A 22,214-nucleotide genomic window follows, 5' to 3' on the forward strand; every position below is an offset into this window, starting at 1 on the left:
ACATGATTGTGATTGACGGTCTTGTTAAGAAATTCGGGGAGCGTACTGTAGTCGACAAACTCAGCCTTACTATTGAACAGGGAGAAACGTTTGGCCTTTTAGGGCCAAATGGTGCGGGCAAGACGACCACTATCCGCATTTTAACAATGCTGACAGAATCCACTGCTGGTACGATTACCATCAACGGCTGGAAACTGCCGGAAAACGATTTGGAGATAAAGAAAACTATTGGGTTTGTGCCGCAGCATTTTAATTTGGATATTGATTTGACGGCCAGGGAGAATCTCGACTTGCATGGCCGCTTGCATCATATGCCTTGTCTTGAACGCAATAAGCGCATTGATGAACTCTTAGAGTATGTGGAACTGGCCGACAGAAGCAGTGATATGGTGCAGAAATTTTCCGGAGGTATGAAACGCCGCTTGATGATTGCCAGAGCGCTTTTACACCGTCCCCAAATATTGTTTCTCGATGAGCCTACTGTTGGTTTAGACCCACAGGTACGGCGGCGATTATGGGATTTGGTGCGTAGGTTAAACGGGGACGGCATTACTGTGCTGTTAACTACTCATTATATTGAAGAAGCGGAAAATCTCTGCAAACGTGTTGCCATTCTTGATAAAGGCAAGTTGATTGCCCTTAACAGCCCGGTGGAACTATGCCGGCGTCTGGGTGAATTTGTTGTTGAATGGAATGAAACCGGCGAGACAGATTACCGGTTCTTTGCCAATAGGTGTGAGGCCAGCGTTTTTGCCGGCAGTTTATCAGTAGATACCATTATCCGCCGATCTAACCTGGAAGATGCCTTTGTTGAGTTAACCGGGCGAAAGGTGGCAGGATAATGTTTTTTTACGATATATATACGGTGTTTTGGCGTGACTGGCTGGTGCTAAACCGCCGTATGCTTAAGTTTATCCTGTCACGGATGGTAACCCCAATTTTATATCTGGTAGCTTTCGGCTGGGGGCTTGGACGAGGTATCCAGATGAATGGCGGAAATTATCTGAACTTCATTGTTCCGGGAATCATTGCTTTGAATGCCATGAATATCAGCTTTAATTCCGTAGCCTCACCGCTTAATATGATGCGTCTGTATCACAAATCATTTGAGGAGTATCTTATTGCTCCGGTTAGTTCGGTAGCCTTTGTAATCGGCAAGATTTTGGCAGGTACCTTGCGGGGCTTGTTATCCTGCGCGGTTATCTTTATTCTGGCGCATTTTTTTGGCGCTACAATTGCAATAAATGTAGGCTTCTTATTGGTGCTGACATTAGTATGTACTTTGTTTGCCGCGATGGGTGTTGTTGCCGCCATGGTAATTGATTCGCATGAGGATATGGGGAACGTTAGCACTTACTTTTTGTTGCCTATGTCATTTTTATGTGCCACTTTTTTTGCTATTGACAGTTTGCCGGTAGTTTTGCGTTGGGTCATTGAGATTTTGCCGTTGACACATGCGACATATGCGCTGAGGATACTTGGCGCTGGCGGCAGTATTTCCTGGATTCCGGTGCTGATTTTGAGTACATATACAATTGCTTTAACAGGTGTTGGAATTTGGACTTTGGCGCATTGCCGTGATTAGAGTGGAATTTTGAACTTTTACATGAATGTGGAATAAATGGTTTACATTCTCTTAATTAAATTAAAAGAATAAATCATAATTCAAAAAAAGTAGCCATGAAGGTTATTAACAGACGCCATAAGGGCGGCGTCCGCGTAATTCTTCATGGCTTTTTCATCCTGATTAGACAGACATGTTATTTACCGTTTGGCTAGGGCCTGGGAGCCATTACGAGTCAGGGAAAGCCGGGTTATCATGCTGCAAATGTTTGAAGGGATTAATGTGCATTTGTATTTCAGTAACACATTTTGTATTCAAGAATATACTGGCACTGAGGTTGCAAATTAAGGATGGAGTGATTACGAATGACCTTAAGTGCCTGTAAATACAAGGATGAATTACCGTTAAAAACTATCAATAAAATACGAAGTATTCTTGCTGATTTGGACATTCTAACAGTTGAGTCCAGTTGGAAAAATTCTATTGATGGATTTTATTCAGTTACGGTCAATATTAGAAACACACAGATATCGACAAACGGTAAGGGGACAACATATGAATATGCTTTGGCAAGTGCTTACGCCGAACTTATGGAAAGATTACAAAACCAAGCGTTCTTTCGGTTAAATTTTGATTTGAGTAAAGAGGCGCTGGAATTTCAGGGATTTTACTACGCTCCTGATGAGAAGCAGATTAGCATGGAGGATTTTATCAATAGCGGCGAAGACTGGTCGAAGATTCAACTTGACAATGTCCCGCAAAACATGGATGGTAAGGAATTGCTCAAAAAGTGGATGCAAGTTTCCTATGAGGAAACTCCTGCTGATTTTATCGCCTTACCCTATTTCGATATGACTACTAGTCGCATATCGCATATTCCGATAAAGATGGTTTCCAAAATGTATATGTCTAATGGAATGTGTGCCGGTAACACGCCGGAAGAAGCGTTGGTACAAGGCTTATCAGAAGTATTAGAACGCTATGTAAATATGAGAATAGTGTTAGACAAAATGGCTCCGCCTGATATTCCGCTGGAATATTTGAAGCAATATCCTAAAATATTTGCTATGATTGAAGAGATTGAAAGAAGCGGAAATTTCACTGTCATTCTAAAAGATTGTTCACTTGGCAAAGGTTTGCCGGTAGTGGGCGTTATTTTTATTAACAAGGATGACCAGAGTTATTTCGTAAAATTTGGCGCCCATCCGATATTTGCGATAGCGGCTGAACGGACACTGACTGAGCTGTTACAGGGGCAGGATATTCGCAATATGATGGGCGTAAAAGAGTTTTCTTACAAAATTCCCGTTGAGGAAGAACATGAAAATTTGCTCGGAATACTGGTAAATGGTTCTGGGTACTATCATGCCGGATTTTTCCGAGGTACCGCCAGCTATGAATTTACCGAGTTTATTGATTTGAAAACATATAATAATAAACAGTTACTTGACTATTTAGTTCAGCTAGTCCAAAAATTAGGCTACCATGTTTTTGTTCGGGATAATTCAATTTTGGAATTTCCCAGTTTTCATATTATTGTGCCGGGCATGAGCGAAATCGAACATTTCTATGATGTGAAAGAAATAGAGGAATATGTACAATACAATAAGTTGAAACGGTATATTAGAAATTTAGCGGCCTTATCAGCAAAAGAAATTGATGAAGTAATTGATTTCTTCGGTAAAATGCAAAATGGCAGCGCTCCGGTAGAAAATTGGTTAAATATAGCGATTAAAGCTCCTGTTCCATGGTACTACGCCAATAATGTTTTATTTGTTGGAGCGCTTTATTATCGTCAAGGTGATTTTGCTAACGCTTATTATACTTTTGACAAATTCCTGCACCGGGCAAAGTATATGCCGGAAATGTTTGACAGGGGTCTATTATGTTTCTACAAATGTGTAAGAGATTATTTGGGGACACGTGCCGACAGCATAGCGGAGAAGGAGGCCATTGACCTTCTAAGTACCATGTACCAGCCAGATATGATTCAAGGGGTGATTAATGAATTTGGTGGTGCAGGACAATTTTTTGATACCTTCGGATATCTTTCCTGTTGGCAATGTGATCAATGTAAATACAGTCAACGATGTTCGTATATGTCACATGAAAAAGTATATAAAGCGTTAAAGGAGCGCTATACTGCAAATCCAATTAGCCAAACTACATTAACCAAGCTAACGGTTTCGTAGTGGTATTGAAATTAGAAAATATGAAAAGCCCGTAGCATGTTCCAGATTTGGAACATGCTACGGGCTTTTGTTTAAAGGTTACCTTGCTTTTTTTGCTAGTACGCCATGCAATTCATGCAATGCATTGCTTTCGAACAATGCATGCACTTTGCAGATTGCATACTGTCCATAGATTTACAAGAATCCATAGATTTGCAGGAATCCATGGCTTTACAGGAATCCATGGCTTTACAGGAATCCATAGATTTACAGGAATACATAGATTTGCAGGAATCCATGGCTTTGCAGGAATCCATGGCTTTACAGGAATCCATGGCTTTACAGGAATCCATAGATTTACAGGAATACATAGATTTGCAGGAATCCATAGATTTACAGCAATCCATGGCTTTACAGGAATCCATAGATTTACAGGAATACATAGATTTGCAGGAATCCATAGCCTTGCAGGAATCCATGGCTTTGCAGGAATCCATAGCCTTGCAGGAATCCATGGCTTTGCAGGAATCCATAGCCTTACAAGAATCCATAGATTTGCAGGAATCCATAGATTTGCAGGAATTCATACCTGACATTGATTTATATCGCTTCATTAAATCTCCTCCATTAATTAATAAGGGACTTCCTATTACCATAATATGAGGCAAGAAGCGCAAGCGTTCTCGATTAGATAAAAATTTAAATTTGAATTTTCCTTTGTTTGTTCATACTTTTTTTATTGGCATAAAAGAGCATCAATCTGTTGTGAAAGGAGGAGTACATTGTTTGACCCACAAAGCTCTCACATGAGTTTTATTGGTATAGGGCAGATGGTCTTTTTGTTTGCGGCATTTTTTATGTGCCGGGCTTGATGCTTTACTGCTGCCGTATGGCAAAATGTCCAGAGATGTAGGAGAAGTTTGGTAAGTAAAAACAAAAGAGTTTTTGTTTAATTAGAACTTTGATTTTGGTTAATAAACGCTGTATGTCTGGGAGTTTCTTCATTACAGCGTAAATAAAAATGCCAGAGCTCTGCTTCATGCAGAGACTCCGGCTTTAGGGAGTTGCGCACTCCAATTAGATTTTACCCAAAAGAGATGGATTTTAATCAAGTGGTATGGCATGTTAGTGTCGGTGTTTTTATGTACAGCAGTCTATTTAGAATTTTTGAGTTAGTTCAAGATAGGCAACACGTCCAGGTGCATAAATATCAAAATTGTCAAGACGCTGGCTATATTTTTTATCAAAAATATTATCAATAGATAATGCCAAGCTGGTGTTTTTCGACATGGCATAATTAAGTTTTACATCGGCAACAAAATGGCTCATGAACCCAATGGTATTTTGTTCATTTTCATAAGCAGTACCAATATATCGTCCAAGTAAATTGGTCGTCCATTTATCTTTTGCGTAAGTACAACCAAAGGTCAGAGTATCCATGGGGACTGTCGGAATGCGGTTACCGGTACAGGTAGGGTCTTTCGTAAATTTAGTAAATTCGGTATCGTTATATGTGTAGTTAATAAATCCGCTCAATTCAGGAGTAAATTTGTGTTTGAATTCTAATTCAAAACCAAGTATTTCTGCATCTGCTTGTTCCCAACGTTTCTTGGTGGTATTTTGATAAATTAAATTTGATACATTATTTTTAAAGACAGCAATTTTTGTTGTAGTTTTAGGGCTAGCAGTTAAATAAGCACCTATTTCATAGGAGGTAATTTCTTCGGGTTGTAATTCTGAGTTTGCACCTAGGTTAACATAATCAAAGGCTATGTTCATAATTGTTGGGCTGTTAAAAGCTTTTCCGGCTGAGGCGTATAAGGTTACTTTACTATCTGCCTTATAATGGAAGGATGCTTTTGGCGATACATTGCTTATACTTCTGTCGGCGATGACTTTGCCGTTTTTCACTGTGTCGCTGGTTTTCCATTCATCATAACGAGCACCTAAATAGAGGGTGCTTTTGGGATTTAGAGTAATTTCATCCTGAAGATAAACCGCATTAGTTTTAGTGATAGCAGTCGCTGTGAGGCTTCCAGCACTGTTGTATTGCGACCCCCTTGTCTTCTTTGGTGGCAACACCGATAGTAAGCAGATTCTTAGTATTAAATGCCCAGCTTAAACTAACATCTGCTTCTTTGGTTTTGACAGGATTGGGATTGGGGCCAACGCCATTGGCGATTTGCCAGTAATTTTTATAGTTTTGTTCTCCCAGATGCACTTTGAGTTCTTTGGTATCATCTAACTTTTTTTCGTAATTAATTCCTGTGAGTTCCAATTTGCGCTGGCCTTTATCCTTGCCGCCTTCGTAATAGCCATATGTGTAATCGCTTTCTGTCCGCAATAAGGATAGGCGTTCGCCCTCACTGAAATCATATATTAATTTTATACCGGTGTTTTCATTCTTGGTGGTAAATTTTCCATAACGGAGTCCTCCGGGCAATTGTTCAGGCTGATTTACATAACCATCAACATCCCGCTTGTCATAAGTTATAACATAATGAAATTTGTTATTATCGCTTTGTCCGCTGGTGAAGAAGGAGCTAGTGGTTGTGCCATTACCACCAACCCCGCCCTTGGCGATCGTCTGGTTTTTTGCATCGGTTTTCGTAATAATATTAATAACACCCCCCATAGCATTTGTACCATACAGGGAGGAAAATGAGCCTTTGGTAATCTCTACTCTATCTATGATTTCGATAGGAATATTGCTCCAGTTTACGCCGCCGGAATAACCATTATTTAAGGGTATTCCATCCATGAGCACAAGTACTTGGCTTTGTGACATGCCGCGCAGCGAAATCTTTGTTCCCATCATTCCTTCCGATTCTTTTACATACATGCCAGGGACGTAATGCAGCGCCTGGTCAAGGGTTTGAATGTTTGCTTTGGCTAAATCGTTAGCAGTTATTACCGATACGCTAGCCGGAACATCCTTGATCTTTTTCTCAGTTTTGGTAGCCGTGACAACAACTGTGTCTAATTCAAATTGCTGAGAGTCTTCGGCTGGGGCGGCCAATGCTGCCGAATTGGTCAGTAGCATGCCGGCAAGTGCGGTCATAAGGGTTAGCTTGTGTCGTTTTTTCTTCATAATAATTTATCTCCTCTCATTTACCTGGTACTATTTTTTAGGTTGTACCAGGTTTCTTCATTAAGAACGCCGTACATCGGGCTAATCTTCCAGCCTGTCAGAGCTGCATTATGCGGTTGGATGAAGCTGTCCCAATAGAGAGGAATGGCCGGGAGGTTTTCCGCATAATATTGCTGCAAGGCAGCACTGTGTATTTTGTAGGCCTCTGGTTCAAGAGTACTATTCATATTGTCGATAAGGTCTATAAATTTGGCATCACTCACCATGGCCCAGCCGATATTGCGGGCATCCATATAGCCTGTACCCATTCCGGCCCACATCATCATACCCCAGGGAGTGGTGCGGGAGAGCATACTGGTATGTGATCTATCCTTATCGATAATGGTTTGAAATAGGGTGATATCAACTGTTTTAGGGGTAAGTTTAGCGCCAATATTATTGAAATATTTTTGCAGCAATTCGGCTAACCGGATGTTCTCCGGGATATCACTTCGAATGAGCAGTTCGAAGGTTAGTGGTTGTCCGTTCTTTTCTCGGATATTACTGTCGGTAAGGTGATATCCTGCCTGTTCCAATAACCGTTTTGCATGCTCAGGATTGAACTCTAAGGGGCGGGTTTCAACAAATCCCGGTGTGCCACGCGGTACTAAGCCCGCAGTTGGCGCTATTCCACTAGTGGGCGCGAACAAGCGGACAAGTTCGTTATAGTCAATAGCATAGGATAAGGCCGTACGTACCTGGGGGTCATTGACAACCGGCTTAGTGACATTGAAGATCAGCGCTTTGCTGACACCCAGGTTGGGGATGTTAGTAAGTTTGATTTGTGGGTTTTTCGCCAGATTGGCGGCATAGATGGGGTCGGTTCCTGCCGAATAAGTGTAGGGTAAAGCAATCTCGCCGTTTTGCAGGGCCATATAGAGTGCGTCAGGGTTTTTAAACAGCCGTACTTTTATTTCGGGAATAGGCGGTGGGCCACGGAAATACGTCGTATTGGCCCTGAAGGTAATAATACCGGCTTTAGTATCCAGTTTCTCAAACACATACGGTCCACAGCCAATAGCGGCTTTGGGATCGTTGTACGTCGCCGGATTGTCTACTGCAGAAAAAATATGTTGTGGCAGCGTTCTAAGGACGAGCAGATTGACAAGAAAACGGGGATTAGGTTTGCTTAAAGTAATGACAACCGTCTTTTCGTCAGGAGTGCTGATGGATTTTATTAAGGAAAAGTGGCTTCGATATTCGACGCTGTGTTTCATGTTGTATTCCAGAGCAAATTTCACATCAGCAGCGGTGACCTTAGTTCCGTCGTGCCAAGTCAGACCATCCTGCAAAAGAAATGTCCAGATTTGACCGTCAGCGGTACTCCAGGATTTAGCCATATCACCGGTAAAGTTACTGTTTTCATCCAGTTTAACAAGACCTTTGTGCGTAAAAATGCCGCGCAGTATCCCAAAATAATAATCTTCAATGTTGATGCCTTCTACCTTCATGGTTGTCCCGATGGTTAGGGAGGGGATGTTTGAGGAATTGCCGCTAACTGGTTGTTTGTTACTGCCGCAGCCTGTGAACAGGCTGGTAACAGCAAGCAGTAAAGATAGCGCAACTAAAGTGATTTTTCTCATCATAATCCTCCGGTATTATAGGTTGGCAAGGTATTGCGCAAAGCAAATAAGCCGTCTGATGGGGGAAGAATAGCAGCAGGAATTCCGTTCATGACCACTTTGCCTTCTTCCATACCAATCATGCGGTCAGCGCAAGCTCTTATAACGTCAGGGTCATGGGAAATTAAAATAAGACTGAGGCCTGTTTGGCGCTGAATATCGTTAAGCAGGGTTAGTATTTGGGCTTGTATAGATACATCCAGCATGGCAGTAGGCTCGTCGGCAATGAGAAGCTCAGGCTCCAGCCCCAACGCTCTGGCAATAACTATGCGCTGGGCTTGTCCACCGGAGATTTGCCAAGGATATTTAGGCAGGATGTCCGCTGACAGTTGGGTAAGATGTAACAGGCTGTCTATTTTAGCCAAGCCTTGACGGCGGGAATCAATTAACTTATGGACGAATAATGGTTCTAAGAGTGCGTCGACAATTGTCTGCCGGGGGTCAAGCGCCAGGCTGGGATGCTGAAAAATCATTTGCAACTTGCTCCGGAAAAGTCTTGCCTGGGCTGAGGATAATTCGCTTAGAACAGTGCCTTTGTATACAATTTGGCCGGCCGTAGGCCGGATAAGTCCGGCTAGTAATTTGGCAACCGTAGTTTTGCCGCTGCCGCTGGTTCCCATAATCCCCAGCGTTTTTCCCGGTGGCACTTGGAAGGAGACATTCTCTACCGCACAAATGGTTTTCTGGTTGAGTAAGCCTTGGGTAAAATATTTGGTTAGGTTGATTGCTTCAAGCATGCCAGCACCTCACAGCAGTGGTTGATCCAGGTGGTTTCAGAGGAGGATGTTCGGTGAGGCAAAGCTGCTTCTGCGAGTTATTTAGTTTATTGTAAAGTGCACAGCGGTTGGCAAAACGGCACCCGGCCGGCAGGCTGGTAAGGTCAGGCGGCAATCCGGGAATAGGTGTTAGACCGTGTGAGGGGTGGGAATGCAATAGTTGACAGGTGTAAGGATGTAATGGATCTTTTAATACTTCTTTGGCTGAACCTGCTTCCACAAGCTCGCCGGCATACATGACTATCAGCGAATTACAAGTGGCAGCCACTTCAATATCGTGTGTAATTAGTAAGAGAGCACTGGCGGCAAATACTTGGTGCATGAGTAAAACATTTTGATTGCGGGTATTAATATCCAGGCCCTTTGTTGGTTCATCCGCGATAACTAACTTGGGTGTGCCGGCTATAGTGGCAGCTAGCAATACCCGTTGTGCCATACCGCCGGACAACTGGTGGGGATAAGCACGATAAACCGTCCCCGGCTGAGCCAAGCCCACAGTACCAAACAACTCTAGGGTGTTATGATACCGCTCGGCCGAAGTTAGCTCAGGCTTAATTCTGGCCAGAGTTTCACTGACCTGACACCCTGCCGTAAGTACCGGATTGAGGCTTCCCAGCGGGTTTTGCGGCACCAGTGTCAATTCTTTGCCGCGAATGGTGCGCAGAAGCTTAGGTGACAGTAGGGTATTTTCCCAGGTAATCGTTCCAGAAGCTTGGGCATTATCGGGTAAGATACCGGCAATAGCAGCTGCCAACACTGACTTGCCGCAACCTGTTTCGCCAATGATGGCTGTTTTGGTTCGTTCGGTAATTGACAGATCGACTTCATTAACTGCCTGCAGGACCGACCTGCCAACGGTAAAGTAAACTTGCAATTTGTCGAGATTAAGCAGCATGAGCTGAGTCCTCCGTTAATATCTTAGCTTGTTGCGCTTTTTGTTCGAGGTAGAAGGCTAGCAGGGTAAAGGCCAAAGTAGCGGCTGCGATACATAATCCGGGCGGCAGATACCAGTGCCATAGGTCATTGACAAAGCCGCCGCGATGAAAAGCATAGTATAAGATAGTACCCCAGCTTATGGTCATTGGGTCGCCAAGGCCGAGAAAGCTAAGTGCTGATTCAGTCAGCATGGCATATGCCACTGCGAGAATAAATTTGGCGGCAATGACTTCATAGACATTAGGAATAATATGTTTTACAATTATTTGATGTTCAGGAATGCCCAGACTACGTAAGGCTTCGACATACGGCATACTTTTAAGCTGCAGTACTCTGGCTTGAACTACTCTGGCGGTGGAACACCAGCCCAACAAGCCGATAATGGCGATAATATTGCCAAGACTTGGTCCAACATAGGCGGCCAATGTAAGCATTAGCGGCAGTGCCGGAATAAGTAAGACAATGTGTATGATGCTATTGAAAAAAAGAGCAGTGTACCCCTGGCAATAACCCGAAAGAACACCGATAGCTGTACCTAACCCGGCCGAAGCTACTGCTGCGGTAAGTCCGACAAGCAGGGAGACACGGCTGGCAAAGATAAGCTGGCTCAAAATGTCATGCCCGATATCATCACAGCCTAAACGATGTGCTGCTGAAGGTAAGGCAAAAGGTGTAAACCGTTCAGACGGTGAATAAGGGGCTAACATTGGTGCTAACAACGCCAGCAGTATTAATATCATAAGCAGCGACAGGCCGCAGTACATTGGCAGCGATAGACGGGATCGAAACATGAAAAGCCTCCGTATTTTAGAGTGGGTTAGTAATTCGCGGGTCAATAATCCGATAGAGAAAGTCAGCCAGTGTATTAATACAGACTACAAACACTGTTAGAATTAAAAAACAACCTTGCAGCAGCGGGTAATCGCGGTAAATGGCTGCTTCATAAATGAGCGTACCCATGCCGCTGATCGAAAACACAATTTCTACAACTAGCGCTCCGGATACAATAAACCCAATATTCAAAGCGAGTAAACTGAGTAAAGGCAGGCAGGCATTACGCAGCAGATGGACAGATAAAATCCGGCAGGTTGATAACCCCTTGGCGGTTGCATAGGTAATATAGTCTTGCTGCTGCTCTTTCGCAGCGCTGTTGCGCATGACCAGCAATTTAGGCGCCGTGGCCGAAATGGTTAAGGCCAGTACCGGCAAAGTTAAGTGCCAAACTGTATCCAGGAAATTAGTTAAGGCGGAATCACTGCTGCCTGAACCCAGACCGCCTAACGGGAACAGCCGCAGTTCAAAGGCAAATACTTTGAGCAGCAGCATGCCGATGAGAAATTGTGGCAAGGAGTATGTAAGAAGTGAGCCTAAGGTTAAGGTGTAGTCAAGTTTTGAACCTGCTTTCCAACCGGCAAAAGTACCAAGAATAGTGGCCAATAACGTGGAAAATGCAATCACGGGCATTAATAAAGCCAGCGTCCAGCTTAAATGGTCTTTGATGGTTTCGGTTACAGGCTGACGGTAGTGAGACGAGTAGCCAAGCTCGCCCTGGAACAAGTTTTGCCAGTAAGCCGCATACTGATAGCCCAGAGATTTATCAAGGCCATACTTGCTTCTTAGTTCAGCCAAATTAGAATTTGTTACTACAGTCACATCCTGTCCTAGTAATGTAATGACCGGATCTCCCGGCATTAAGCGGGGGAGAGCAAAATTAATACTTAGAACGACGAACAAAGTAAGAAATAGCTGAAATACTCTTTGGAATAAGCTATTGTTATGCATGACACACCACCAATAAAGTAAATCGGGCTGACACCGGGTCTTGGCGAAGGCTATACTTTCCGTAGAAAAATAAAAAAGGTATGAACCCATAGGAAAGTCCTAGGTTTCATACCTTATTTTTAGAATCTTCATGATTCTCGCATCTGTGTTAATCATACACTTTTATGTAAAACTATGTCAATACATTACATGTGAATTTAATCCCAATAAGGAATATGTTTACAAAAAATCAAGAATGCGGTAAAATAATAATAGAGGAGTTGTGAAAACTCTAACTAGGGTTGCTTCTTAAAAGACGTATATTATTTGTGACATAAGGTATGAAGCCAATAAGGAACTGAAGTTCCCTGTTTGCGCATGCCTTTTTTATTTGGCGGTATGGGTGCACCGGTCTGTTGTCGGTTAGTGTCATTTCCCGGGAAATATCTGAACGATTAACAGCTGAGAGGTAGCCGAGTTTGTCGCAATGGTGCCCGGATGTCTATGGAAAGGAGGGGGAGGGTAGGTCTTGTTTTGCTATTAACTGGAGTGAGGTGTAGTAAAATGAATTCGTTTTTCCGGGTGACTTTATGTTTGTTGGTAATATTGGGAGTTGTGGGACAACCTGGAGCAACTTTCGCCGCAGGCAATACAACTAATTATGGCTTTTGGCGTGATGTTGCAAAACAGGGCACGGTCGAAGCCTGGCGGTTGATGGGGAGTAAACCGGCTGAGGTTATTGTGCTTACAAATGCCGGCTATGCTGTTGTTCAAGGTTCATCAACGGAAGGCTGCATTGACGGACTTTCGCAAGCTACCGGTGCAACTATTGGCAAAGCCAATCTGCTGGAAGCTCATAGTTCGAGGGAGAATCCGCTGTGGTTCCTGGTATTTGACAAGGATACCGGCAACAGCGTGTATTGTGAGGTAAACAGCCAAGCTGTGCCTGCTAATCTAGGTAATGGAAAACCGGTTGGACTTATTGCCACTGACCGGTTGTTTAGCAAAATATCGGCCGCCAATATTGATGCAAAAACTATCTTGGCTAATCCAACGGCTTGGAATGATCAAGTAAAGGCCAAAGTGTTTAACGGCAAAGAATTTGCTCTGGTTACTTTAGCCAATGTGGCTGCTGCCGGTGCGCCTTATGATTTTGTTAAAGCGGCGCTGTATCATGATCATCTGTGTCCTGGTGTTAACAGCGGTTATCTTATTGCCAATTATTTGGACAAGCAGCTGCCGCTTAGATCGGCTGACGAGAAATATTACATTATTTCCACACCGGTCTGGTGCAAGGAAGATGCTCTTCAGACCTTGCTGAATACAACTCCGGGCAAATCGGGCATGGCGATATTGCCGCTTGACAATAATGGGAAAGAGAGACTGATTCCTGAAGCCCAAAATCTGGCAGGCATATATATTCGCTGGAACAGCAAAACTCAGACTGGTGATGGTTTAGTACTGTCATTTGATTTTTCTCAAGCAAATGCAATCAGTGGCATTGACAATAGCAAGGGTTTTCCGTGGGAAAGTAAACTAAAAATGGATCTATTCCTCCTGGATTACTATGACAAACCGGAGGTTTTTGTAAATATAATTAAAAACTTTGCACTGGCACCAGGGGAAAAGCCGGAAAGTTATGCAGCGCTGGGAACCAATGTATTGGAGAAACTTGGGTTAATTAAATAAAATGGTTTAAAGCAAAAGGGTCTGAACGAAATTAATGTTCAGGCCCTTTCATTTAGGCTTCTTTTCAAGCAAAACTGTAAATGTTTATATGTATTGTTTCTCCTTTCCGTATTATTTAACCAACCTGTTGTCACCCTCCTCGAAAAGTTACATATAATAGAACAAACATATTACGTTAATAGGAGCGGTTGCGTATGGAAGAATTACTGTTAGCCATCTCCCTGGTTGGCCTGATCGGCATCAGTATTTCAACTTACCTGCGTTCATTCAGAAAAAAATAGTATGAAGGGATTAGGCTCGCATTAATTGCGAGTTCTTTTCTTATAAGCTTTTTTGCCAGGCTATGCTGTAAGTAGTACCTGGCATTTCGTAGCCGGAGGTTTCTTCATATTTTTTATCGAAGATATTATTAATGGCCAAAGTTATGGCTGAATCTTTTTTTTGTAGGGCAAAGGCTAAATCGGTCGTTGTATAGCCGCCCAGGACTGTACCGCTGGCGTGGCGCTCGCTGGTATAGCGGGTATCCAGCGCAGCGCTGAAGCCTTGTTTATTATTGTAGCGTATTCCGACATTTAATGTATTGCGGGGGATATTGCTTAAAGTCGTTCCGCCCGGATCCATATTGTCGCCGCTTTTGGAACCAATTTGATTGGTGAAGGCTGAAACCAGGGTAATGGTATTACTTAACGCATAATCGGCAGATACCTCTAAACCCTTAATTTTAGCATTCTTAATATTATAGGTCGGCGGGTAGCCTTTGCTTCCAGGCGGATTGTAGGTATTTATATAATCATCAATGTCATTTAGGTAGCCAGTTATCTGCCAGTTGAGTCTGTCGTTAAACCGTTTTTTCCAGCCAAGCTCGTAGGACATACCGTGTTCTGGTTCCAGTACTCCCATAGCTTGTTGCCATTCAGTCTGGTTTTTAAAGCCCAGTGCCGCCGCGCCCAGCCGGGGATTGCTGCCGGGAGCCCAGTCAAAATAGTTGCCGCTCCAACGATAGTAGTCAGAGGCGGTAGGCGGACGGAAAACGGAACTGATACTGGAGAAGAAAGCCTCTTTGGCGTTTACATTGTAAGTAACACTAAGTTTGGGGCTAAGTTGAGAGGTTGTATCATTGCGGGGTTTTTGCTTGAGAGTTGGATCCGAAACTGTCATATCCAGATTATGCCGGTCATACCTGGCTCCCAGTCCGATAACAAGGTTATCCCGGCATTGCCAGTTGTCCTGCAAAAATACACTGGACAAGCTAGTTTGTAAGTCTGATTGTGAGCTGACAAGATCATAATCCATGTCATGGTACTGAATGCCATAAGTCAGTTTATGCTTGTCATACTTTACGGTTCGCTGCCAGTTGATACCTTGAGTATCTAAGTTGGATTCCCAACTTTTGGCCAGAGTAGGCTGGAGCTTAGTACGGACCCACTCGTCGCGGAATTGATCGTTCTTAAATAGATTTAGCTTGGAAGAATCCGTGTTATAGTTCAAGGAATAGTTGTTGCCGCGCCAGAAGCGGTAACTGCCGTCAATCCAAGCAGAAGGTGGCTTGCCAAAAGAAGGTGCGTCCGGAATTGTCGGGTAATCGGGGTCATACCCATTAGTAGAACCAAGATAGTTACCGGTGATCGAACCTTCCTTGCGGTTCATATGTGTCCAGGCAAAGGTAAGCTTTTTGTCTTCCGGCAGTTTGTAAGCCAGATTGAGGTTGAAGTCCTTGCTATCGTTCCAGTTGTTGCGGTAAAAACCGTCAGATTCGCGTTTGTTGGCATTAATTGTCCAGGAAAACTTACCGTTTTCCGTTGTCCCTTGGTTGGTTAGTGAATACTTTTTGGTATTGTTACTGCCATAGCTTGTTTTAATATCGGTTTTAAATTCACCGGGCTCCTGCATAGTCACAATATTGACAACACCGCCCCAGGTGCCGCCATACACGGCAGAACTGGCACCACGGATGATTTCAATTTTTTTAACATTATTAATGGGGATCATATCCCATTCTAAGCCGCGGCCGCGCATTAAACCACCCTGGTTTTCCAGGATATTGCCGTTAATTGCCACCAAGAAGCGATCATTGCTGACCCCGCGCATGGTCACTTGTGTTCCGGCCTGAGGGTCAGTTTTGACAGTAAAACCGGCCACATCCCGCAACAGGTCGGTGACACTGGCAATTTGTCCGGCGTCAATTTTATCTTTGACGTTAATTGAAACTTTTTTTTGGGTTTCATTATTGTCATTTATACTTTTACCTGTAACAATGACGGTTTCCAGGTTGTATTCGGGTGCTTCCTCCGGAGCGGCCAAGCTTGGAAGCTGGCACGAAAAGCAAAGCCAGGATACCACTGCCAATGACAGGGCTGTACGATTCTTACTATGTTTATACAAATCATGCTCTCCTTTCGTAAGTTAACTGATAGGTAGTTGCTGTTTTCACCTGCTTTCATATAAAAAAATTGACCACAATCATCCGCTCTCCGGCATACATGCCGAAAACAGACCATCATGGTCAATTCTTACTGTATTATCTATTTTACAATAGGTTTGAAGGCCGCCATTTCATATGGCTTACCAGCATTCATGCTCAGTGGCTAGGACCTATTTACATTCCACCACATTACGCCAACAGTAGTGGCCGTTTGTTCGGTACACATGCCGTTTGTTGCGCGGTTTTCTAAAAAACTCCGGATATTGTCTTCTACAAAAGTTCCATTTATGCCGAACATAGCAAAATAACGGATATAGTGGGGTATCAAATAATCCAGGGGTTCGTCATGGGATTGGCTGTAACTGTAAAAGGTAATATTGGGACGGTAGCCTTCCTGATAGAGGATGTTGAGCGGATAAATGATATCAAAGGAGGGGGCAGGAGACAGTTCGCCTAAAATCTTTTCCCATAACAGGCGGCGCAAGTTCAAGTCATGTTGACCGGCAAACCCAATCAGGCAGCAGGTACGCCGGGCTGTTTTCGTCATTTTCATCAGGCTGTCATAGTCGTAAATGGCGGGACTCTTGGCAGCAAAGGTTACATCATAGGCAGGTTCTGGCGCAATATTACGCCAGTCTGCTTGCAGGCAGCAGATGTTTTCGGACAGCCCTGTTGTATGTGCTGTTTCACGCAGGGTATCCAGCATTTGTTTGGCAGTGTCCAACCCGGTTACTTTAACTCCTTTGGCAGCGAGCGGTAAAGCGTAGGTGCCGGGGCCGCAGCCAATGTCAAGCAGGGTATCGCCGGATTTTACAGTGCCTTGGACAGCAAGATTATCAATGATATTCTGATGAACTTGCATAGTGGCTTCATTGTGTTTGGCATAACGGCTGGCAAAACAATTCCAATATTCAATCCAGGCGTTAGGGTCCGGACGACGTCTGTTGGCGGACTGACGGTATTCTTCCCAGGCTTTGGCCCAGAACTGGGCGTTATACATTATAATCACCTCTTGAAAATTACTTAGAAATCTTGCCGCCAGTGAAGGTGGGCGGCTGCAGCCAAAAGTTTTTGCGTATAGGGGTGAGCTGGTGCAGTTGTAATTTTATAAGCTAAGCCTTGTTCAATAATTTGTCCATTCTGCATAATGGCTAGACAATCGCTGAGTTTTCGTGCTAAGGCAATGTCATGGGTGATAAACAATATGGCTAGGCCACGGGTTTCCTGCAGCCGGAGCAGTAGCTTAACTACTTTAGCTTGGATACTGGCATCCAAAGCTGAGGTTGGTTCATCAGCAATGAGAACTTTCGGGTTAAGAGCTAAAGCCCGCGCAATGACAACCCGTTGGGCTTCGCCGCCGCTCAACTCATGGGGGTATCTATGCAGGAAAACTTCATCTGTTGGTAACTCAACTTCGGCAAGCAGGTTTTTGACAAGCGATTTCCGGTCTGCTTCCGTGCCGATATTTTGAATATCCAGTGGTTCCTTAACTAAGTGGCCGACAGTCAAACGGTGGCTAAGTGCGTCTTTGGGATTTTGAAAGACTAGCTGGATTTGTTGGTAAAAGGCTTGTTTGCGTTCTTTTACCGGCAGGCCGTTAAGCTTTATCTCGCCGTATGAGGGAGGAGTAAGCCCGATGATGGCCTTGGCCAGTGTTGTCTTGCCCGAGCCGCTTTCGCCGACAATAGCTAGAGTTTCCCCTTCATACAAGGTTAAGTCGAGATTTTTTACGGCCGTGCGTTCGCCCCAGGTCTTGGTTAAGCCGGCTACCTCAAGGACTGGTATAATACCGCCGCGATGGCAGGCCAGCGCACGGTCGTTGGTTATTGTAAGCGGCGGCACCTTGGTAGCGCAAATGGGCAGCGATTGAGTACAGCGCGGCTGGAACGGACAGCCGGGAAGGTTATGTTCCATAGAGCCCGGAATGCCTTGCAGGTCTTTTACGGTAGTCATGTTGGGATAGGCTCTTAACAGCCCGCGGGTATAGGGGTGGCGAGGATTTTCCAATATCGTCCGGGTAGAACCTGTTTCTATAATCCGGCCGCCATATAAGACAGCTACCGTATCAGCCAATTCAGCGGCTGTGGCAATGTCATGAGTGATGATAATAACAGCCCGCTCATTTGCTGATTGTTTTAAGAGGGCGGTAATTTCCCGTTTGGTCAGCGGGTCAAGCGAGGCGGTTGGCTCATCAAGCAGTAGCAGCTTGGGATTGTTAACAAGCGCCATGGCAATGAGTACCCTTTGCTGCTGGCCGCCGCTTAATTCGTGCGGGTAAGCGGCGGCTAAACCGCCGGTGAGTCCGGTAGCGGCCAGAGCTTCTAGCGCCCGCTCATGAGCGGCTGCTTTATCAAGGTTATTATGTAGTCGTACCGTTTCCGCAACTTGTCCGGCAACAGGGTACAGCGGATGTAAGGCGTTATCGGTATTTTGGAATACCAGTGCCAGGTCGTTGCCGCGAATGTGGCGAAGCTGTTCTTCTTGTTCCTCTAGTAGATTGTTGCCGTTAAAATGAATTTCCCCGGCAGTACTGCCGGCACAGAGCCGGGCAATACTAAGGGCAAGTGTGCTCTTTCCAGCCCCGGATTCGCCGATTATGGCCAAGGTTTGGTTAGCTTTCAGTGTCAGGTTAATATCCTTGAGTACAGTAGACTGGTTGTAGCTGACAGTTAGGTTTTTGATTTCAAGTACCAAAGGTTTTTGTTCCATAATTACCTCTTTTCCTGCCGCAGTCTAGGGTCAAGAGATGTTTCAAGGGGTAAGCCGATAAACGCCAAACCGGCAATTGTCAGGGATACGGCTAAGCCGGGTGGTAGTAACCACCACTGCCATACATCCATATAAGTAAAGGCAAGAGCTTGGTGGATCATTTTTCCCCAACTTATGAGTGTAGGGTCACTAATGCCCAAAAAAGATAATCCGGCTTCCATAAAAATGGCACGGCGGGCATATTGGATGAATAAGGTGGAAAGAGTGGGGCTTAAATCAGGCAGGATATGCTTTCTTAACAGGTAGGTTTCTGTCGCGCCAAAGGTAGTAGCGGCTGCATAGCTTGCTTTAGTTTTTAAAGCAAATGTCTGCGTCCGGATAATGCGGGCGCCCTCAGGCCAGAGGAAGGCGGCCAGCAATACTATCAGTATGGTTATGCCAGGACTAAGGTAGGCAGCAAACAGCAGGATAACAATTACCGGCGGAATAACCAGACATATATCGACAATGCGCATAATAGTACGGTCATATAATCCGCCAAGGATTGCCGCCAGGGCACCAGATAGCAAGCTTGTTATTACGGCAAGTAAAGCGGTGCCAAAGGCGATGGCTAGTGAGGTACGGGCACCGTAGATTAGCTGCGACCAAATATCTTGTCCGACCTCATTGGTTCCCAGCCAGTAATTGGCGCAGGGCCTGTGGAATATATCTCCAGTATAGGATGATGGATCGTAATTGGCAAGAGCGGGTGCCAGAAAGGCGGCTGTCAATACCGTAGCAAGCAGCAGCAGTCCGATGCGGCCCCACTGGCTTTGGACTAGTTCATTATGATACTGGATATGCATGGTTTATCTCCCTAACCTTGTCCGGTACTGCCGCTATCCGTGGATCAAGCCGGACACACAGCAAATCTGTTATAAGATTAACGGTGAGCACCAACATGGCAGCCAGCAGTAAAATTCCCTGCAACAGCGGATAGTCACGGGTCAGGACAGCCTTATAAAGTAGGGAACCAAGCCCTGGATAAGAAAAGACAGTCTCGACAAACAGTACGTTGCTAATTACATGGGTAAAGCGTACGCCGGCGGCAGTAACCATTGGCAGCAGAGCAGCTCGTGCTGCATGACGGTAACGAATGGCCGGGCTAGGGCAGCCTTTCGCCCGGGCTGTGCGGATATAGGCCTGTCCCATAACTCCAATCATAGCGCTGCGGCTGAATAAATAGGCGGCAGTCATCCGGATAAATACCAAGGCTGACAGCGGCAAGATTAAATGATTGGCAATATCGGCAACAAGCGCTGCTCCGGTAAAGCCGCTGTACGGGGTAATGGCTCCGGATAAGGGCAGCCAGGCCAGCCAGGCGCCAAATACTAAAAGCAGCAGAATTCCCGCAAAAAAATCAGGAAAGCCGCTGATTACCATCATAAACCCCATAAGGGAACCGTCAATTTTGCTGCCCCGGCGGTAGCCTGATTCAATTCCCAGCAAGCTGCCCAGAAGTGTTGATAATACAAAGGCTGAACCGGTTAATAACAGCGTCCAGGGTAATACACCGGCAATGACGCTCGTAACAGGAGCATGATAAAAGTAGGAATAACCAAAATCCCCGCGTAAAAGCGCCAATAGATAGGCAATTAGCTGTTCACTCCAAGTCCGGTCAAGGGCAAAACGGTGAATGATTTCAGCTTGCATCGCCGGCGTCATGGATAAAAGCGCCTCGTCGCCGTAGATGGCATGCAGCGGGTCACCGGGAAGCATTCGGGGGAGTATGAAGTTTAGGAGAAAAATAACAACCAGAGCAACAGCATAATCAACCAACTTTTTGGTGTTTAGCATAGTAAGCTCCCTATTTGACAAATGACATTTTGTTTAGAGGAATGGGAACGCCTGACCCGACACCCTGTTTAGTAAAGTACACGTCAGCTTTCTTGGTGTGCGCATAATACCAATTAGGATAGTAAAGGGGCAATGCCGGCAGATCTTTGGCAAAAGCAGTCTGGACTTCGCATAAAATTTGATTGCGTGCTGCTTTATCCAAGGTAGCAGCTTGCTTGGCAAGTAATGTGTTCAGATTACTGTTGCTAAAATAACGGGCGCTGTTGAAGCTTTTGCCGGTAATAATATTGGTAAGGAAGTCAGGGTCACCACCCAGGCCGCCATGGCCGTTTAAGACCAGATCAAACTTCCATTCCTTTACCCGGCTGTCTAACGTTTTGCTTTCCAAAGTCCTCAAATTTATTTTAATACCAAATTGCTCAAGCTGGTTTTTGATAAATTCTCCTTGGCGTTCGCCTACAGTACCGGCATTTCCGGCATTAGGGCCGACAAGCAATTCAACTTCTAAAGGTTGCCCATTTTTCTCCCAGTAAGTACCTGCCTTGGTATAGCCTAGTTTGGTTAGCAGTTTGCCAGCAGTATCAGGGCTGTAGCGATACGCTTCCGCTATAGCAGGATTGTACCATTCACTATCTGACGGCAGTATTCCCGGACTGCCGGACAGTGCCTGACCGCGCAGCGTTGTTGTAATAAGAGCCTGCCGGTCAATAGCATAAGCTAAAGCTTGGCGGAATTCCACGTTACTAAAAGGCTCTTTTTGATGGTTAAATACTAATTTGGCAACCCAGTCATGCGGCATCGTCAGAATCTCAAGCCCGGCTTGTTTTAGGGAGTCAACAAGTTCGGGCGGAATTTGCGCAATGTCAACCTGCTGCTGCTTTAAGGCGGCAACCGACATTTCTGTTGTCATTTTGATGAATTTTAGCTGCTTACATTTGGGCTTGCCTTGATAGTAGCCATCGTTGGCTTCGTATAAATAAGAACCCTGCTCTTTGTTGTAATCAACAAGCTTATATGGACCGGAACCAATTAAAGCTTCTTTTTGCTGGAACTGAAGGGGGTCATCGACGTTTTGCCAAATATGCTTCGGCAGTATGGGGACTGTTCCGGCTATCTGGTCTAGAAACGGTGCATGCTGGCGGGACAAAGAAATCTTTACCGTATTGCTGTTAATTGCAGTTACTGTTTGGATCATGCTGGTATCTGTCGCTTGATACGGATGTTTTTCCAGATAGTTAAAGGTGAATACGACATCGTCGGCGGTAATCTTGGTGCCGTCATGCCAGGTAGCGGACTCATTCAGGTTAAATAAGTAGGCGTTTTCATTGGGAAGGTATTCCCATTTGGCGGCAAGTGCCGGAACGTAGCCATTGGCATCTTTCCAGACTAGGGTATCGAAAATCATACTCATGCGGATATAACCGGGTCCGCGGGAGTAATGGGCAAACGGCGAAGGAAAACCATAGTCACCGGTGGCATCGGCAATGGTATATACTTGGGAATTGACAGCCGGACCGGCCTGTTGGCTGCCGCAACCGGCAGACAACAGGATAAATACGGTTAACCATGTTGCCAGCAAACGGTGGATGCCAGTCAAA

General features: G+C 44.9%; 18 protein-coding genes. 5 read left to right on the top strand and 13 right to left on the bottom strand.

Annotated elements, in window-relative coordinates:
* Window positions 1-2 precede the first annotated feature (2 nt).
* The 4 genes from SRRS_RS05025 (at window position 3) to SRRS_RS05040 (ending at window position 4,398) form a co-directional block, all read left to right on the top strand.
* Window positions 3-842 (top strand): ABC transporter ATP-binding protein, encoded by an 840-nt coding sequence (locus tag SRRS_RS05025; protein WP_371366787.1) that lies wholly within the window; start codon window positions 3-5, stop codon window positions 840-842.
* Window positions 842-1,585, top strand: a complete 744-nt coding sequence (locus tag SRRS_RS05030) for an ABC transporter permease (protein ID WP_371366789.1) — start codon at window positions 842-844, stop codon at window positions 1,583-1,585. The genes SRRS_RS05025 and SRRS_RS05030 overlap by 1 nt, the downstream gene beginning before the upstream one ends.
* 344 nt (window positions 1,586-1,929) lie before the next feature.
* On the top strand, window positions 1,930-3,756 hold the full coding sequence (locus SRRS_RS05035) for a YcaO-like family protein (RefSeq protein ID WP_371366791.1): 1,827 nt from the start codon (window positions 1,930-1,932) through the stop codon (window positions 3,754-3,756).
* Between the two features lie 204 nt (window positions 3,757-3,960).
* Window positions 3,961-4,398, top strand: coding sequence for a hypothetical protein (locus SRRS_RS05040; protein WP_371366793.1), 438 nt, complete (start codon window positions 3,961-3,963; stop codon window positions 4,396-4,398).
* Window positions 4,399-4,893: 495 nt separating this feature from the next.
* On the opposite strand, the gene SRRS_RS05045 is transcribed toward SRRS_RS05040, so the two are convergent.
* The 7 genes from SRRS_RS05045 to SRRS_RS05075 are packed head-to-tail and all read right to left on the bottom strand — an operon-like array spanning window position 4,894 to window position 11,981.
* The gene (locus SRRS_RS05045; protein WP_371366795.1) at window positions 4,894-5,817 is read right to left on the bottom strand and encodes a TonB-dependent receptor domain-containing protein; all 924 of its coding nucleotides are present in this window, start codon (window positions 5,815-5,817) and stop codon (window positions 4,894-4,896) included.
* Window positions 5,744-6,826, bottom strand: a complete 1,083-nt coding sequence (locus SRRS_RS05050) for a TonB-dependent receptor plug domain-containing protein (RefSeq protein WP_371366797.1) — start codon at window positions 6,824-6,826, stop codon at window positions 5,744-5,746. Before SRRS_RS05050 ends, SRRS_RS05045 begins: the two co-directional genes overlap by 74 nt.
* 20 nt (window positions 6,827-6,846) lie before the next feature.
* On the bottom strand, window positions 6,847-8,451 hold the full coding sequence (locus tag SRRS_RS05055) for an ABC transporter substrate-binding protein (RefSeq protein ID WP_371366799.1): 1,605 nt from the start codon (window positions 8,449-8,451) through the stop codon (window positions 6,847-6,849).
* A complete protein-coding gene (locus SRRS_RS05060; protein WP_371366800.1) occupies window positions 8,448-9,224 on the bottom strand; it encodes an ABC transporter ATP-binding protein in 777 nt (258 codons plus the stop codon). The genes SRRS_RS05055 and SRRS_RS05060 overlap by 4 nt, the downstream gene beginning before the upstream one ends.
* Window positions 9,217-10,158 (bottom strand): ABC transporter ATP-binding protein, encoded by a 942-nt coding sequence (locus tag SRRS_RS05065; protein ID WP_371366802.1) that lies wholly within the window; start codon window positions 10,156-10,158, stop codon window positions 9,217-9,219. Before SRRS_RS05065 ends, SRRS_RS05060 begins: the two co-directional genes overlap by 8 nt.
* Window positions 10,148-10,990, bottom strand: coding sequence for an ABC transporter permease (locus SRRS_RS05070; RefSeq protein ID WP_371366803.1), 843 nt, complete (start codon window positions 10,988-10,990; stop codon window positions 10,148-10,150). The genes SRRS_RS05065 and SRRS_RS05070 overlap by 11 nt, the downstream gene beginning before the upstream one ends.
* 16 nt (window positions 10,991-11,006) lie before the next feature.
* A complete protein-coding gene (locus SRRS_RS05075) occupies window positions 11,007-11,981 on the bottom strand; it encodes an ABC transporter permease (RefSeq protein WP_371366805.1) in 975 nt (324 codons plus the stop codon).
* Between the two features lie 543 nt (window positions 11,982-12,524).
* Between SRRS_RS05075 and SRRS_RS05080 the strand changes: the two genes are divergently transcribed.
* Window positions 12,525-13,649: an FmdE family protein gene (locus SRRS_RS05080; RefSeq protein WP_371366807.1), complete on the top strand. Its 1,125-nt coding sequence runs from the start codon at window positions 12,525-12,527 to the stop codon at window positions 13,647-13,649.
* A gap of 321 nt (window positions 13,650-13,970) precedes the next feature.
* Here the strand turns inward: SRRS_RS05080 and SRRS_RS05085 are convergent, their stop codons facing one another.
* The 6 genes from SRRS_RS05085 to SRRS_RS05110 all read right to left on the bottom strand — a co-directional run bounded on the left by SRRS_RS05085 (window position 13,971) and on the right by SRRS_RS05110 (window position 22,213).
* Complete coding sequence (locus SRRS_RS05085) at window positions 13,971-16,031, bottom strand: TonB-dependent receptor (RefSeq protein WP_371366809.1); 2,061 nt, start codon at window positions 16,029-16,031, stop codon at window positions 13,971-13,973.
* Between the two features lie 203 nt (window positions 16,032-16,234).
* Window positions 16,235-17,071, bottom strand: a complete 837-nt coding sequence (locus SRRS_RS05090) for a cyclopropane-fatty-acyl-phospholipid synthase family protein (protein ID WP_371366811.1) — start codon at window positions 17,069-17,071, stop codon at window positions 16,235-16,237.
* Between the two features lie 23 nt (window positions 17,072-17,094).
* A complete protein-coding gene (locus SRRS_RS05095) occupies window positions 17,095-18,780 on the bottom strand; it encodes a dipeptide ABC transporter ATP-binding protein (protein ID WP_371366813.1) in 1,686 nt (561 codons plus the stop codon).
* 2 nt (window positions 18,781-18,782) lie between these two features.
* Window positions 18,783-19,625, bottom strand: coding sequence for an ABC transporter permease (locus SRRS_RS05100; RefSeq protein WP_371366815.1), 843 nt, complete (start codon window positions 19,623-19,625; stop codon window positions 18,783-18,785).
* Entirely contained in the window at window positions 19,606-20,616 is a 1,011-nt protein-coding gene (locus SRRS_RS05105) for an ABC transporter permease (RefSeq protein WP_371366817.1), read from the bottom strand. The genes SRRS_RS05100 and SRRS_RS05105 overlap by 20 nt, the downstream gene beginning before the upstream one ends.
* A gap of 10 nt (window positions 20,617-20,626) precedes the next feature.
* Window positions 20,627-22,213 carry an ABC transporter substrate-binding protein gene (locus tag SRRS_RS05110; RefSeq protein ID WP_371366819.1) on the bottom strand — a complete coding sequence of 529 codons (1,587 nt, stop codon included), beginning with the start codon at window positions 22,211-22,213 and terminating at the stop codon, window positions 20,627-20,629.
* Between the last annotated feature and the right edge of the window lies 1 nt (window position 22,214).

It is taken from the genome of Sporomusa rhizae (genome assembly GCF_041428845.1).
GTDB lineage: Bacteria > Bacillota > Negativicutes > Sporomusales > Sporomusaceae > Sporomusa > Sporomusa rhizae.

Coding starts and splice junctions, on each gene's coding strand:
- SRRS_RS05025 (WP_371366787.1), top strand. CDS start 3: ATGATTGTGATTGACGGTCTTGTTAAGAAATTCGGGGAGCGTACTGTA.
- SRRS_RS05030 (WP_371366789.1), top strand. CDS start 842: ATGTTTTTTTACGATATATATACGGTGTTTTGGCGTGACTGGCTGGTG.
- SRRS_RS05035 (WP_371366791.1), top strand. CDS start 1,930: ATGACCTTAAGTGCCTGTAAATACAAGGATGAATTACCGTTAAAAACT.
- SRRS_RS05040 (WP_371366793.1), top strand. CDS start 3,961: ATGGCTTTACAGGAATCCATGGCTTTACAGGAATCCATAGATTTACAG.
- SRRS_RS05050 (WP_371366797.1), bottom strand. CDS start 6,826: ATGAAGAAAAAACGACACAAGCTAACCCTTATGACCGCACTTGCCGGC.
- SRRS_RS05055 (WP_371366799.1), bottom strand. CDS start 8,451: ATGATGAGAAAAATCACTTTAGTTGCGCTATCTTTACTGCTTGCTGTT.
- SRRS_RS05060 (WP_371366800.1), bottom strand. CDS start 9,224: ATGCTTGAAGCAATCAACCTAACCAAATATTTTACCCAAGGCTTACTC.
- SRRS_RS05065 (WP_371366802.1), bottom strand. CDS start 10,158: ATGCTGCTTAATCTCGACAAATTGCAAGTTTACTTTACCGTTGGCAGG.
- SRRS_RS05070 (WP_371366803.1), bottom strand. CDS start 10,990: ATGTTTCGATCCCGTCTATCGCTGCCAATGTACTGCGGCCTGTCGCTG.
- SRRS_RS05075 (WP_371366805.1), bottom strand. CDS start 11,981: ATGCATAACAATAGCTTATTCCAAAGAGTATTTCAGCTATTTCTTACT.
- SRRS_RS05080 (WP_371366807.1), top strand. CDS start 12,525: ATGAATTCGTTTTTCCGGGTGACTTTATGTTTGTTGGTAATATTGGGA.
- SRRS_RS05090 (WP_371366811.1), bottom strand. CDS start 17,071: ATGTATAACGCCCAGTTCTGGGCCAAAGCCTGGGAAGAATACCGTCAG.
- SRRS_RS05095 (WP_371366813.1), bottom strand. CDS start 18,780: ATGGAACAAAAACCTTTGGTACTTGAAATCAAAAACCTAACTGTCAGC.
- SRRS_RS05100 (WP_371366815.1), bottom strand. CDS start 19,625: ATGCATATCCAGTATCATAATGAACTAGTCCAAAGCCAGTGGGGCCGC.
- SRRS_RS05105 (WP_371366817.1), bottom strand. CDS start 20,616: ATGCTAAACACCAAAAAGTTGGTTGATTATGCTGTTGCTCTGGTTGTT.